The 14,269-nt window shown below is 65.3% G+C and carries 11 protein-coding genes; 8 read left to right on the top strand and 3 right to left on the bottom strand.

What is annotated here, in order from left to right; all coding sequences use genetic code 11:
* Window positions 1–39 precede the first annotated feature (39 nt).
* Window positions 40–834 carry a transporter substrate-binding domain-containing protein gene (locus AB6804_RS05575; protein ID WP_035969049.1) on the top strand — a complete coding sequence of 265 codons (795 nt, stop codon included), beginning with the start codon at window positions 40–42 and terminating at the stop codon, window positions 832–834.
* Window positions 835–877: 43 nt separating this feature from the next.
* On the opposite strand, the gene AB6804_RS05570 is transcribed toward AB6804_RS05575, so the two are convergent.
* A complete protein-coding gene (locus AB6804_RS05570) occupies window positions 878–1,558 on the bottom strand; it encodes a dihydrofolate reductase family protein (RefSeq protein WP_370885600.1) in 681 nt (226 codons plus the stop codon).
* A gap of 57 nt (window positions 1,559–1,615) precedes the next feature.
* Window positions 1,616–1,840, bottom strand: coding sequence for a hypothetical protein (locus AB6804_RS05565; RefSeq protein ID WP_370885599.1), 225 nt, complete (start codon window positions 1,838–1,840; stop codon window positions 1,616–1,618).
* A gap of 132 nt (window positions 1,841–1,972) precedes the next feature.
* Here AB6804_RS05565 and AB6804_RS05560 point away from each other — a divergent pair, with 132 nt between their 5' ends.
* Window positions 1,973–2,557 (top strand): SLATT domain-containing protein, encoded by a 585-nt coding sequence (locus AB6804_RS05560; RefSeq protein WP_370885598.1) that lies wholly within the window; start codon window positions 1,973–1,975, stop codon window positions 2,555–2,557.
* Here the strand turns inward: AB6804_RS05560 and AB6804_RS05555 are convergent.
* Entirely contained in the window at window positions 2,484–3,350 is an 867-nt protein-coding gene (locus AB6804_RS05555; RefSeq protein WP_370885597.1) for an ATP-grasp fold amidoligase family protein, read from the bottom strand. The two genes, AB6804_RS05560 and AB6804_RS05555, sit on opposite strands and share 74 nt — an antisense overlap.
* A gap of 1,010 nt (window positions 3,351–4,360) precedes the next feature.
* Here AB6804_RS05555 and bcsB point away from each other — a divergent pair.
* From bcsB to bcsQ, 6 genes are read left to right on the top strand one after another with little or no spacing between them, the layout of a single operon-like run.
* Window positions 4,361–6,529, top strand: coding sequence for a cellulose biosynthesis cyclic di-GMP-binding regulatory protein BcsB (gene bcsB / locus AB6804_RS05550; protein WP_370885596.1), 2,169 nt, complete (start codon window positions 4,361–4,363; stop codon window positions 6,527–6,529).
* A 3-nt stretch (window positions 6,530–6,532) separates the two neighbouring features.
* A complete protein-coding gene (bcsZ, locus tag AB6804_RS05545; protein ID WP_370885595.1) occupies window positions 6,533–7,717 on the top strand; it encodes a cellulose synthase complex periplasmic endoglucanase BcsZ in 1,185 nt (394 codons plus the stop codon).
* Window positions 7,702–11,517, top strand: a complete 3,816-nt coding sequence (locus tag AB6804_RS05540) for a cellulose synthase subunit BcsC-related outer membrane protein (RefSeq protein ID WP_370885594.1) — start codon at window positions 7,702–7,704, stop codon at window positions 11,515–11,517. The genes bcsZ and AB6804_RS05540 overlap by 16 nt, the downstream gene beginning before the upstream one ends.
* A gap of 29 nt (window positions 11,518–11,546) precedes the next feature.
* Entirely contained in the window at window positions 11,547–13,316 is a 1,770-nt protein-coding gene (locus tag AB6804_RS05535; protein WP_370885593.1) for a BcsE family c-di-GMP-binding protein, read from the top strand.
* On the top strand, window positions 13,313–13,504 hold the full coding sequence (locus AB6804_RS05530) for a hypothetical protein (RefSeq protein ID WP_370885592.1): 192 nt from the start codon (window positions 13,313–13,315) through the stop codon (window positions 13,502–13,504). Before AB6804_RS05535 ends, AB6804_RS05530 begins: the two co-directional genes overlap by 4 nt.
* The gene (gene bcsQ, locus AB6804_RS05525) at window positions 13,501–14,265 is read left to right on the top strand and encodes a cellulose biosynthesis protein BcsQ (RefSeq protein WP_370885591.1); all 765 of its coding nucleotides are present in this window, start codon (window positions 13,501–13,503) and stop codon (window positions 14,263–14,265) included. Before AB6804_RS05530 ends, bcsQ begins: the two co-directional genes overlap by 4 nt.
* Window positions 14,266–14,269: the final 4 nt, after the last annotated feature.

Genomic DNA, 14,269 nt, shown 5'->3' with positions numbered 1-14,269 from the left:
CTTCAACTTCTTGCACATTCATAACGACGGAGACACCACTTGAAAGCCAGTAAATTCATTGCACGCGCTGCTTTGGCAACGTTCATGTTCGCGGGCGCGATGCATAGCGCGATGGCCGATCAACTCGACGACATCAAGAAAGCGGGCGTGGTTCGCGTCGCCATCGCGATGGGCACGCCGCTTTTCAGCTATGCCGACGAGAACCTCAAGCCGGCCGGCTCCGATGTCGATACCGCTGCGGCCCTTGCCAAAGACCTCGGCGTGAAGCTGGAACTCGTGCAGATCACTAACGCGGCGCGCGTGCCGACGTTGCAGGCCAAGCGCGCGGACCTCGTCATCGCCGATCTTTCCATTACGCCGGAGCGTGCAAAGGTAGTCGATTTCTCGACGCCGTACGCGGTCATCACGATCATCGTGGGCGGCATCAATAGCGCGAAGGTCAAGGACTATGCCGATCTCGATGGCAAGACCGTCGGCCTCACGCGTGCAACCGTCAACGACACGCTGACGACGCAGCTCGCCAAGGGCGCGCAGATTCAGCGCTATGAAGACGACGCGACGCTCATCACGTCGATGGTGACGGGCCAGATCGACGTCTTTTCGAGCACGCCGTCGAACCTGCAGGAAATGCAGCGCCGCGCCCCGCAACGCCACATCGAAATGAAATTCGAGCAGAAGAATTTCGATCTTGGCATTGCGATGAACAAGGACCAGCCGCGTCTGAAGGAGTGGGTGAACAACTGGGTTCACACGAACATGCAGAACGGCAATCTCAATACGATCTACAAGAAGTACCACGGCCGTGACTTGCCGGATGCCGTGCGCAAGAGCTAAGGCGTCCTGGAAGCGGCGGATCATCCGCCGCTTCGTCGGGCCATCAGGCCTTGCGCGTATAGCGCAGCCAGACGACGTCATTGTCGAGTGTCTGCACCGACTCCAGTTTCAGATACGCCGGCTTTTGCCACTTGTTCATTGCGACTTCAAATGACGACGGATGCGCTTCGCGTCCGTCGACAAGTGGGATCAGCAGTACGCTGACTTCGTCGGCCAAGCCCGCATTCACGAAAGCGCCCGACACGTGGCCGCCCCCCTCGACGATCAGCTTATCGATTCCCAGTTCGCGCTGCAGCGTGTCGACGACGCGTTTGAGATCGATATCTTCTTTCCCGCCGAACACATACGACGCGCCGATGGATTGCAAATAGGCGAGATAGTCGTCCTCCACCGTTTCAGCAAGCACTTCGACGATATGAGAATCGAGTGCGGTGCTGCTTTTCCATGCGACGCGTCCCTTGGGATCGATGGAAATGGCATATTGACTGGCGTCGCGCGTGGCAAAGTGGTCCGTGCGTGGAATCGGCTCTTTAGCCAGGCCGCGCGGATAGTCCCGGTCCTTGCCGTGTGAAATTTCCTGCATCGTCACCCGGCCGCACGCCCACGCGTCGGCCTTGAACGTGGCAGCAGTTTCTTCATAGCAGGGGGAGGCGAAGCTGAGATGCCAGCCATCGGTCAGGCTGCGGCCATCGACCGACGACATCATGTGGCAAACGATATGCATGGCTACTCCAGCGTTGTCGAGTGCAACGCTGGCGCAAAGCCTGTGCCTATATAAGACTCAGTCTGGCTTTTGATCCGGCGGCAGCGGCCCTTCCTCGTCGATGGTGCTTCCCTGACGCCAGACATCCTTGCCCGCCTCGGAAAGTTTGCCGCTGCTCGAATCCTTGCCCGCCTCAGTGCCCTCGATCGCCATATCGCCGCCTGCCTGCTCCTGCGACGGCAGTTTGTCGCCCTCTCGGGCCGCGATGCGGTCTTCCTGCGACCTGCCTGCATGTGTTGACATAGGCCCTCCATGAAATGGAACTACCGCCGATGCAGCAAGCGTCAGGCCCATCCCAAGGGAAGCGCTCAAGAGACAATAATTGTCCCTGTTCGCGTGCAAAGTGTCAGTCATCAACCATAAAGTGCTTCAAACATGACTGAATTTCCGCCGAGCAGGGAACAAGCTAAAGACTGCCTAAGATATCATCCGCCGGACGATACTCGGTCGTTACTGCTTCAATGGATAAGACGCGCGCGCGATGCGCAAATCCGCCACTATGCAATGGCGGATCGGCTATCGGCATACGGGAGACACCTCGGGCTTGCAGTGATCGGGATGACCGCGCTAACGGGTACGTCGTCGTTTCTATCGCTGGTGACGACTGCCGTGTCGCCCGAGTTGAGAATCGTCGTCGGGATGACGAGCATGGGCGCGGCCGTTCTCGCTTCGCTGCAGACCTTCTTGCGCTTTAGCGAGCGGGCCGATCTTCATCGAAGAGCCGGCGCTCGCTATGGCGCTGTCCGGCGACGACTGGAAGCGATGCTCGTGCGCACCACGAACGGTCAGGACATGTGCGACATGACGGCGGTACGCGATGAGCTCGATCGCATCGCGCAAGCGGCGCCGCATGTACCGCGACGCGTCATGCGCTGCCCGCCGCGGGTTAGCTCATCAACCGGCCCCATTCATAGTCCACGGCATCGGGACGCATCGGAAACACGCCAGCCCCGGGCGTGAACGTCAATTCGCCGAAGTAGATCTTGTCGCCGGGTGCATACAAATCGACTCGCACATATTCGAAGCCTTCGGCAAGCGCGGTCGCAATCGACAGCAGCTTGTCGAAGTTGTCCGGACGCGGCAGCGGCACGTCGCTGCGCGCGTAATGGCCAATAGCGATGTCGAGCCGGTTCCAGTCGCCGTCGTACATGTCGCCGCGCGGATGTTCGCCGAAACGGTCGGAAATGAGCGCGGTAAAGACCGTCGGCTTGCTCTCGCCCGCGCGGAAGAAGCAATGCATCTTGATGTCCGCGGGCACGATGCCGGTCTGCTCGAGCAGCAGCTCCTCGAAGAAAATCCGCGGGCTGATGGTGCGGTAATGGCGTTCGCGCGCCACGCGATAGAAGTCCGTTGCCAGCCACTGCTGCGCCAGCGCATGCAGTTCTTCGAAGGTCGTCTCCGACTTGTTGCGAACCAGCTTGACGAAGCCGCTTCCGTGATTCGCCTTCATCACGAAGCGATCGGGAAGGGCGTCGAAGACATCGCGCGTGAACTTGTCCGGCGCGGCGTAGAGCTTCGGCAAGTGCTCATCGCCGATCTTGCTGCGAACATAATTGCGCACGGTCAGCTTGTCCGTCAGATCGACGAACCTCGGGTCCGGATACAGGCAGCGGTAAAGAATCTTCTCGTTGAAGGTTTTCGGCGCTTTGATATTAGGAAAACGGCCGACCTTGTGCAAATGAGCGATGCGCAAAAATACGCTATCGGGCAGCCAGTCCTTGGCGCCGTCGACCAACCTTTTGGAAAGCGACATTCTTTCTCCCGGATAGGACGCGGTGTGTCGTTGTGTCAGTGATCGCACAAATGATACTTACGTTTGTAAATTAGGCAACGGTTTGAGCACCCGAAAATGCATCCGCTTGCGCCGTGCGCGGTATCGCACAGACATCGGGGTATTCGTCTGAGCTTGCGCTAAGAGGACGGTCGTGCGTACGGAATTAGCCAACGCATTGATAGCGGAATGGTGATCGTAGCGCGAACTTCAGGCAAACGATGCAAGGAATAGTAACGAGTCCTTGCTGCGGTTTTTTGCCTTCGTGAAAACAGCTATGCGGTCGCGCTAAATGCGATCGATTTACCGGTCAACGGCCTGCATTGGTTAATTGACGAGTGATACAGGCGAAAAGGTAGAAGCGGCGCATGTCAAGGACAACGATTAAATGGCGCGAAAATGGCGGCGGTGACACATAGACAGAAAGCGAGCACCTTGCGACCTCGCTGGCGAGACCTCACCAAATTTCGTAGAGCAAACAGACACCAATCGCCGCGCTTCTATCCGTCGTTTTCGCATCCTCAACAATTGCTCTGAGCGATTCGCCAAACGGGGTAGTCGATGCCTTAAGCATTTAATGCCGGCTTAAATGGAGTCGAATCCCTCAACTTAGGACGACACATCGATATTGCTGATTCACGTAAAACTTGCTAAAGCGTTTCCACTCTTTTTTGACAAACGTGTGAAACGAAATGACAATTCGTAAGCCTGTGTGCGGATCCGCACATTGCCGCTTATCCTGTGTTTATAGAGTTGTTTCCGGGATCCCCACGCCAACGAACTCGAGATTGCACGGGCCAAGCGGTAAGAAAGACTGAGAGCTTTGAAGATAGCCCGCAAAAACGAGTTCGGGATTAGTCATGCTAACGATCGAAAGAAAACGGAATGGGCGCGGGGGAGAGGCGGGCGCGCGTCCGAACGTGCGCTCTAAACCGGAAGTTCGATCGTTATTCTGGACAACGGAAAGGTTCGGCTTTTCGTTCGTTGTCGCGATGATCGCGTGGCTCGCGGCCGTTCTGACAACTTCCGCTCTCGCTGCACCGAACGCTACGCAAGCATCGCTCACGGAGACCGGGGGCGCGAGCGACGGTAAAGTCCACATTCCTTTCTCTGCGCTGGGCGCATACCGCACGCTGAGTCTTCGCGGACTGGAAGACGTACGTACGGTGAACGTGGGCGTGAGGCGCGATCGCATCGTCAAGGCTGCGCGTCTGCGGCTTGTTTATTCCTATTCGCCAGCATTGTTGTTCCCGATGTCGCATCTGAAGGTGTCGATGAACGACCAGGTCGTCGCGACGCTGCGGTTCGCGCCTGAAAGCGCGGGGCGGACGGTGACGCAGGACATCGAGATCGATCCGCGTCTGATGACCGATTACAGCGCGTTGCAGCTGAAGCTGATCGCGCACTATTCGATGGAGCACTGTGAAGACCCGGGCAATACTGGTTTGTGGGCCGATATCAGTTCCAACAGCGAGATCGTGCTCGACGAAGTCCCGATCACGTTGCCCAACGAACTCGCGCTCTTGCCCGCGCCGTTCTTCGACGAGCACGACGTCAACCCGTTGCGGCTCACGTTCGTGCTGCCGTCGAATGCAAGCGATGCCACTCTGCGCACCGCATCGGTGATCGCATCGTGGTTCGGATCACTCGCGGATTACCGCAAGGCCCGCTTCCCCGTCACGCCCGACCTGCCGAAGGACGATCACGCCGTGCTCGTCGGCCGTCTCGACGACTTGCCGCCGAACGTTCGTCCCGCCGGCGTCAGCGGACCGGCGCTCGTCATCACCGACAACCCCGCCGCGCCCGGTCACAAGCTGCTGATCGTCACAGGTGCGAATGCACAGGATGTCGACAGCGCCGCCTATGCACTGGTGCTGCGCACGCCGGGCCTGTCGGGGCCGGTTGCGAACATCGGCCGCCGCGATCCCGAACCCGAGCGCAAGCCCTATGACGCGCCGCGCTGGACGCCCGTCGACCGGCCCGTTCGTTTCGCTGAAATAGTCAAGCGTCCTGAACAATTGCAATCGCCAGGCGGCGCGCTCGAAACCATCAGCCTGGAATTGCGCGTGCCGGTCGACCTCACGTCGTGGAACGAAGTCGGCGCGCCGCTCGACGTGCGCTATCGCTACACCGCGCCGAGCGTGCAGAACAACTCCGCGTTGTCGATCGAGATGAACAAGCAGTTAATCAAGTCGTATCGCCTGACGCCGAACGGCGACACAGCCGGTGTGAAATCGTCCGGTGCGCGCGGCTCGACGGCTGAACTGGAAGTGCCGGCCTATCAGCTCGTCGGCGATAACCAGCTCGATTTCCGCTTCAATCTCGATTCCGAAAAGAGCACGCTCTGCGCCGGCGCGACCGGCAATCCGGCGCGCGCGTCCATCGATCCCGAATCGACCATCGACTTCAGCCGCTTCGTGCACTACGCATCGATGCCGAATCTCGCGTACTTCGCCAACAGCGGCTTCCCGTTCTCGCGCATGGCCGACCTGTCGCAGACGGTCGTCGTCGTGCCCGTGCATCCCGCGCCTCACGAACTCGAAACCATGCTCACGATGCTGGGCCGTATCGGCAAATGGACCGGCTATCCCGCGTTGCGCGTGCAGGTCGCGCGTCCGTCGGAAACTGCGCGCTTTGCAGACAAGGACGTGCTGATGATCGGCGGATCGCCGGCCGCGCCGCTCGTCAGCGCATGGAGCGAGTCGGTCCCGCTCGCCGTCGATACCCGCGCCGCCGATGTGAAGCGCGTCGGCTTCTCGAAGGCGCAGCAAGCGGGAGCGGGCGCGCTGCGCCTCAACGTCGACGCGGCGCTGTCGGCGGTGTACGGCTTCCAGTCGCCGGCGGCGAAGGGGCGCTCGGTCGTCGCGCTGGTGGCGAGCGACGCGGCCCGCGCCCGTGAACTGCTCGATGCGTTCGACGACCCGCAGCTCGTCGGCCTCATCCGCGACGATGTCGCCGTGATCCAGCGCGACAGCGTCGAGAGCGCGCGCATCGGCGAACGCTATGCGGTGGGGCACGTGCCCTGGCGCGACCGGGTGCTGGGTTTCGCGTCGCGGCATCCGGTGCTGCTCGGCATCCTCGGCGTGCTGGCGGGGCTGCTGCTGGCGGTCGGCGCGTTCAACTTCCTGCAGCGACTCGCGCAGCGTCGACAGGAATTCTGAGCGATGAACCGCCGCCCCACGTCCCCTCTTAGTTTCTGGCTGCTCATCGGCACGGCCGGGCTTTTTCTTGCGCTCGTCGTCGCGCCCGCCGCGCGCGTCGAAGCGGCCGAAGGCTGCGGCCCGTGGCCCGCGTGGGAGCAGTTCAAGCGCGATTTCCTGTCCGACGATGGCCGCGTGATCGACGCCAGCGAAGCCGACCGGCGCACCGTGTCGGAAGGGCAGTCATACGCGCTCTTCTTCGCGCTGGTCGCCGGGGACCGCGCCGCCTTCGACAGGATCATGCACTGGACCGAGAACAATCTCGCGGATGGCGACCTGACCGGCCATCTCCCGGCGTGGCTGTGGGGACGCGCGAACGACGGCTCGTGGACCGTGCTCGATTCGAACCCCGCTTCGGACGCGGATTTGTGGATCGCCTACGCGCTGCTCGAAGCCGGCGCGCTGTGGGGCGAGCGCACCTACTCGCTGCGTGGCGCACGGCTCGCGGCGCGGGTGCTCGAAGACGAGACGTTTCCCGTCGCGGGCGTGGGGCGGTTCCTGTTGCCGGGCACGACGGGATTTCATCCGACCGAGAACACGTGGATCGTCAATCCGAGCTACGCGCCGTTGCAAGTGCTGCGCGCACTGGCGACGCGTTTTCCGGCCGAGCGCCGCTGGCAGCAAGTCGTCGATGGCAGCGCCGTCATGCTGCGGGATTCCGCGCCGCGCGGCCTCGCACCCGACTGGGCGACGTATCGCGCGGGCCATGCGTTCGACCGTGACGCAACCGCCACCGACGACACCACCGGCTCCTACAACGCAATTCGCGTCTATTTGTGGGCCGGAATGCTCGATGCGGACGACCCGCGCGCTGACGGGCTGCGCCGCCATCTCGTGCCGTTCGCCGACTTCATCGCGGCGCGCGGCGCGCCGCCCGAGAAGGTCGATGCCGCGACCGGCGCGGCAGCGGCCAACGACGGCAACGCGGGCTTCTCGGCTTCGGCGGTGCCGTTCCTCGTGTCGCTCGGGCAGCGTGCGCTGGCGGCGGGACAGGCCGCCCGCGTCGCCCGGCTGAACGCGGACAGCGCAGCGGGCTACTACACGAGCGTGCTGACGCTGTTCGGCATCGGCTGGTACGAGGGGCGCTATCGCTTCGCCGCCGACGGCACGCTGCGTCCCGCATGGAGCGCGACATGCACGCCACGGTGAAACAGGGCGCCTGCGGCGGCGCTGTCGCGGCGTTGCTCCTCGCTCCGGGGGCGGGGCGAGCGTCGGGCGCATCGCCGCCGGACGCATTGCCCGAGGATGCCGGCCGCTTCTACGACATGTCGCGGATGTGGGCGGCGAAGCATCGCGACGATCTAGCGCTGTCGCAGCTTCAGAAGGCGCTGCTGATCGCCCCGGACGATCCGATGCTGCTCGCCGAACAGATCCGCATTCTGTTGCGGCTCGGTCAGCCGGACCCGGCCAAGGCCATTCTCGACGGCTTGCGCAAACGTTCTCCTGATGCCGTGGAGACGCGCTGCATCGAAGAAGAATATCGGGTCGCGACCACGGGCCGTCAGGAGATGGCGGGCATCCGCCTGCTGGCGCGCAGTGGCCGCGCGGACGAAGCCTTGCGCCGCCTGAAGGCGTTCTTTCCGAACGGCGCGCCGTGCGGACCGCTCGGCGCGGAGTACAACAAGATTCTCGGTTCGACCGATGCCGGCCGCCCGCAGGCGGTTGCCGCGCTGCGCCGCGCGCTGGCCGCGAATCCGAACGACGTCGACGCCGCGCTCGTGCTGTCCGTCCTGCTCAATGAACGCGCGACGCGTCCCGAAGCTGAACGCATCGCGCATGCGCTCGTCGGGCGCGACGACGTGAGCCGCGAGGTATCGCTCGATGTCTGGCGGCGCGTGTTGAAGGCGGGATCGGACGAGCCGGTCTTTTTGCCGTCGTTGCGCGCGTATGTCGAGATGGTCCCCGACGACGATCAGATGCGCGAGCGCCTCGCCGGGCTCGAAACGGCTGTCGGCGCCCAGCAGCGCGCCGAACGCGATCCGGCGTATATCGCGCGCCAGCATGGCCTCGCGGCGCTTGCCCAGGGCGATCTGGCGCGCGCGGAGCCGTTGCTCGTGCGCGCGGCGGCGGCTCGTCCGGACGATCCCGACGCCGTCGGCGGACTCGGACTGCTGCGCCTTCGCACCGGCGATCAGGACGCCGCGCACGCGCTCTTCATGCGCGCGGCGGACCATGCGCCGGACAATCGCAGCAAATGGGTCGGCCTCGCGCGCACGACCGAACTCTGGGGTGCGCTCGCCAAAAGCCGCGAGGCGCTGGCGAACGGCCGTCCCGCCGATGCCGAACGCGCCGCCCGCGCGGCCCTGCGCATCCAGCCGAAGAACGACGACGCGCGCCTCCTGCTCGCGAACGCGCTCGTCGCCCAGCAGCGATGGACCGACGCGGAGCCGATCCTGCGCGGTCTGCTGGCCGCGCGCAAGCCGAATCTGGACGCGGTCGCGCCGCTGCGCGTCGTGTACGAGCGGACCGGTCGCACCGCCGAGCTGGATAGCCTGTTCGATTCGCTGCAGCGCCGCGTCACGTCGCCGAAGGAGAAGCAGGAGATCGCGCAGATGCGCGCGGAGCTGCTCGTCAAGCAGGCCGAGCGATTCCACGCCGATGGCCGCGACGGTCCGGCCGCCGATCACTACGAAGCCGCGCTCAGGCTCAATCCCGACGCCGCGTGGACGCGCTTCGCGCTGGCGCGGCTGTATCGCGATCTCGGTTCGCCGGACCTGGGCCGCCGCGTGATGGAAGACGGGCTAGCTGCGAGTCAGGCGCCCTCGATGCGTTACGCCGCCGCGCTCTACGACAACTCGCTCGACGACGTCCGCAGCGCGAAGGCGCTGATTGCGCCGCTGCCGGAGAGCGAGCGCACCGACGGCATGCGCGAACTGGTCCGCAAGCTCGACGTGCACGAGGCGCTGGAAACGTCGCGCGAGGCGGCATCGCACGGAGAACGCGAACGCGCCGCCGCCGCGCTGAAGGAAGCACGCGACAAGGCGGGAGACGACCCGTATCTGCTCGCGTCGGTCGGCGCGGCGTATATCGATCAGGGCGAGCCGGACCGGGGCGTCGTGCTGCTGCGCGACTGGATCGACGCACATCCGAACGCCGCCGATGCCGACATCCGCCTGCGCTACGGCGATCTCCTGAGCAGTTCGCACCGCGACCGCGAGTTGCAGGCGTGGCTCTATGCGTTGCGCGAGCGCGGCGGGCTCAACAAGCGCCAGCTCGCGCGTCTGGAAGATCAGGCGTTGCGGCTCGCGCTGCGACAGACCGACGAAGCCCTGGAGAACGACGACTTCGAACGCGCGCGCAAGGTGCTCGCGTCGGTGAGTCCGGCGGGCCGGGCGGACCGGCGCTACACGCTGGAACTTGCGGATGTCGAGCGCAGGCAGGGCAATTTCGCGGTGGCGCGCGAGCAGCTCGAACCGGTGCTCGCGAAGGCCCCCGACGATGCCGAAGCGCAACTCGCGCTCGCCCGCGTGCTCGAAGACAGCGGCGAGCGCGCGGAGGCGTTGACGGTGACGCGCCGCGTGCTGTCGCAAGTGCCGCCCGATGACGTCGACACGCGGCTCGGCGCGGTGCGCCGGCTGGCATCGCTCAAGGAGACGGACGAGGCGCGGGCGGTCACGGCGGGCTTGCGGCAGGAATATCCGCAGCGGCCCGACGTGACGGTGCAGGCCGGGCGGCTTGCGCAACGCGCGTATCACTTCGACGAAGCGGCATCGCTCTACAAGACGGCGATCGCGCAGGAAACGGCGACCGGGCTTGCCGCCGATCGCGGCACGTCGCCCGCGCAGCGCGCCCTCGATCAGCTCGAAGCGCGCCGTGAGCCGGACGTGGAAGCGGGGCTTTTGCTCGCCTACAAATCGGGCGATGCGGGCATTTCCAATTACCACGCGCAGCAGGTGCCGGTGTACGGGCAGGTGCCGATCGGCTACGCGGGCCATTTGTTCGCGCACGTCGATACCGTGCATCTCGACGCGGGCACGCTTCAAAATCCCGACATCGACAGCTATACGCGCAACACGTTCGGCACCTTCGCCGCGCGTGCAGCCGGCACGCCGCTCGTCGCGTCGGTGCATCAGCGCGCGTTCGGCGTCGCGATCGGGGCGGGCTACCAGTCGGATGCGTGGCGCTTCGATCTCGGCACGACGCCGCTCGGCTTCCCGGTGCAGTACGTCGTCGCGGGCCTCCGGTATCGCTTCGAGACCGACAAGGCGAGCGTCACCGTCAGCGCGTCGCGGCGGCCGGAAACGAGCAGCGAGCTGTCCTACGCGGGCGCGCGCGATCCGGTGACCGGCGTCGTGTGGGGCGGCGTGCGGCGCGATGGCATCGACGTGCGCGGCTCCGTCGATATCGGCAAGATCAACGTGTTCGCGAGCATCGGCGGCGGCGTGCTGACCGGGCACAACGTCAAGACCAATCAGGAAGTGACGGCGCGCGCCGGCTTCGAAGTGCCGGTCTACGAGCGCCCGGACATGCGCGTATCGACGGGTCTCGTCGGCAATGCGTGGCACTACACGAACAACCTGCGCTTCTATACCTACGGTCAAGGCGGCTATTACAGCCCGCAGCGTTATCTCGCGCTCGGCGTGCCGGTCGAATGGACGGGACGGCGCAACGCGTTTACCTGGGACGTGGAGGCGGTCGTCGGCATGTCGTGGACTTACGAGCGCGATTCGCCGTATTTCCCGATAGGCCTGCCCACGTCGGTGAACGTCCAGGGCGGCGGCAACAACGTGTTCAAGGGCGGCTCGGGCGGCGGCTTTTCGTATGCGTTTCGAGGCGTGCTGGAGTATCGCTTCAATCCGAAGCTCGTCGCGGGCGTGCGGCTCTCGATCGAACATTCGCACGATTACATGCCGAGCGCGGGCATGGTCTACGTGCGATACGACTTCGATGCCCGCAAACGCGACACCAGCATGCAGACGCGGCCCGTCCGTCTTTATTCGAGCTACTAACGAAAACTCATACAACGAGGGAAATAATCATGAACGACGCGACCTGCGCCAGTTATAGCCGGACGACCACAAGGCCAACGGGATGGCTCGCCGGCCTACGCGCCTCGGTGCAACGCCTGCCGCACGCGGGGCACACGGAACGTCTGGGCATCGACGGCTTGCCGGACAGGTGGTCGACGCTCGCACGCGGCGCGGTGCACGGCATCTACACGACCCCTGGCGCCCGCGCCTGCGATGCGCTCATCTGGAACACGGCGCGCAAGGCCGGGGCCGAGCACGTGACGGTGGTGCGCGCGCTTGCGAGCAGCGAGATCGCCGCGCAACTGCGCGCGCGCGGCTTGTCCGCCGACGAACGCGCGCCGGGCTGGCCGCGTCATCTGACCGTGCTGGCGATGCCTCCGGACGATATCGACACGCCGCTTCGCGCAGCCTTGCGCGCGTTGTGCAGGCGCGGCTTGCGCTCGCATTCACTGTCGATCATCGAGGGCGCGGAGCGCTGGTTCAGTTGGGACGATCCGGCTGCACTCAGCCGTGAGGGAGAGTTCCTCGCGCGCTGGTGCGCGAAGCGCCGCGTCTCGATGATCCTCGTGTTCCGCGCGGAGCCGCCGGCGCGCGCCTACGCTAGTTCCGAGACGCTTCACGTGCGTTTCGCGGGCGTCGCGCGAATGGGCGAGATGGCAGGCGAATTGCGCTGGCACGTCGACTTCTGGCGCACCGGGCAGACGCTCGTCGCCAACGAGACGTGCGCGCTGCGGCTCGATGCGGCGGATGCGCTCGTCGCGGAGCCGGAGTCGCCGTCGCATGGACGCATTCCGTCGAAGCCCTTCACCGACGATGAGCATCGCGTGGTCATGCCGCGTGCGCTCGCGAACACCGAAGCATGGTTTCCGGGCGACTGGGAACTGCACGCAGACAACGCGTCGGTGTTTTCGGCGTGCGCCGAGGCGCGGGCCGCATCGGTGTTCTTCACACTCGACGCGCAGTCATCGCTGGCGGAGTTGTGCTCGATGATCCACGCGCTGCGCAAGCAATGCGGCGGCGCCCTCAAAATCGCCGTCGCGGAATGCAGCGACGCCATCGCGCTGAATCACGAACTGCTGCTGCTGCGCGTAGGCGCGGACGCGGTGCTCGCCAACCGTGACCTGTCCATCTCGCGATTGCTTTGCACGCTGCGCTCGCTGCAGGGGCATGTTCACACCGGCGCGACCGTCGACGATCCCGCCGCCGCGCTCGCCGCGGCGCAGCCGGACCCGGTCGGCGGTTATGCGCCGCTCGCGCGCTTCTGCGATCGCGTCGCGGCGGTGCTGCAACGCAGTGCGCTGCTCGCGCTGCCGCATGTGCTCGTCGAGTTGACGCTCGGCCCCGATGTTTCGCATCTGGATGCGCTGTGCGCCACGCTGTCGCGGCAACCGGGGCGGCTTGCAACCGTCGACGCCACGCGGGTCTATCTGTTCCTCTTCGCGTGCGAGCCGCCCGACGCGCAGGAACGTCTTGCGCAGATGCTCGGCACGTCTGCCGCCAGCTTCTTCGCGGAACGCAAGCTGTACGCGGGCAGCGCCATTGCGCGGCAGATCGAGGCGATGCGCGAACGCGCCCGCCATGCCCACGCGCCCGACTATAGCGACGTGCTGCCGATCGCGCCGGCATCGATGCCGCGTGCGCCATTGGGCGGCGGCGCGTCGTCGCGTGTGCTGGATTGGGCGCCTGTCGCTGGCGTGGCGGCGCCGGAGCGCGAGCCGGGCCGATCACGGCATGCTAAGCGCTGCGCGCTGCCGATCCGGCGAGAGGTGGACGCATGATGGGGATGCTGCTGGCCTGCGTCGGCGCGGGCGTCGCCATTGCGATACCGCTCTGTCTCATCGGCCATCGACGGCGGGCGCGCCGGGACGCGCTGCCTGAACCGCAGCTCGAGCGCGTCGTCAGCGAGACGCGGCTGGTGCGCGCCGAGGGCGGCGCAAGCAGCCAGCAAGACGGGAACCCGCGATGACCGTAATCGCAGTGGTATCGACGGCGGGCGGGGCGGGGCGCACCACGATTTGCAGTGCGCTTGCGGTGCTGCTCGCGCGGCGGGCGCGTCAGGTTTTCGCGATCGAGCTGGACGCGCAGAACATCCTCGGGGCGTATCTGGGCCTCGAAACGCTTGCGCCGCGCGGGCTCGTCCACGCGTTGCTCGACAGCAGCACCGACTGGCACGCGGAGTCGTTCCGCAACGACGACGGCGTGATGTTCGTGCCCTACGGCGCGCTCGACGCGGACCAGATCGGAGCGAGCGAAGCCGCGTTCGCCGCGTTTCCCGGCTGGCTCGCGGGCGCGCTCGGCGACATCGACCAGCGGCCGGATGCCGCCGTGCTGATCGACGCCGCGCGTTATCCGTCGCAGCAGGCCGAACAGGCGATGCGCGCCGCCGATCTCGTGCTGTGCGTGACGACGCCGGAGCCGGCGGGATGCGTGTCGCTGGCGGCGTCGATCGGACCGATGCGGCGGGGCGGCGCGGCGTTTTTCATCGTCGTCAATCAGTTGCATCCGACGCACGAGATGCATCGCGATGCGCTGGCCTTGCTGCGCGCGCGCGTCGGCGACGGGGTGATCCTGCCGCAGCGGCTGCATCGCGATGCGGCGTTGCCCGATGCGTTCGCACGCGGCGCGTGGGTCTTCGACGCCGCGCCGCATGCGCAGATTTCCCACGACCTGCACGGCCTCGCCCGCTGGCTCGACGGCTGGCTGTCCGCGCATGCCGAAACGGGTTGATGCG

The organism is Caballeronia sp. RCC_10 (assembly GCF_041360715.1).
GTDB lineage: Bacteria > Pseudomonadota > Gammaproteobacteria > Burkholderiales > Burkholderiaceae > Caballeronia > Caballeronia grimmiae.
Note: the sequence above shows the minus strand (reverse complement) of the source record. Positions and strands in the feature narration are given on the sequence as shown.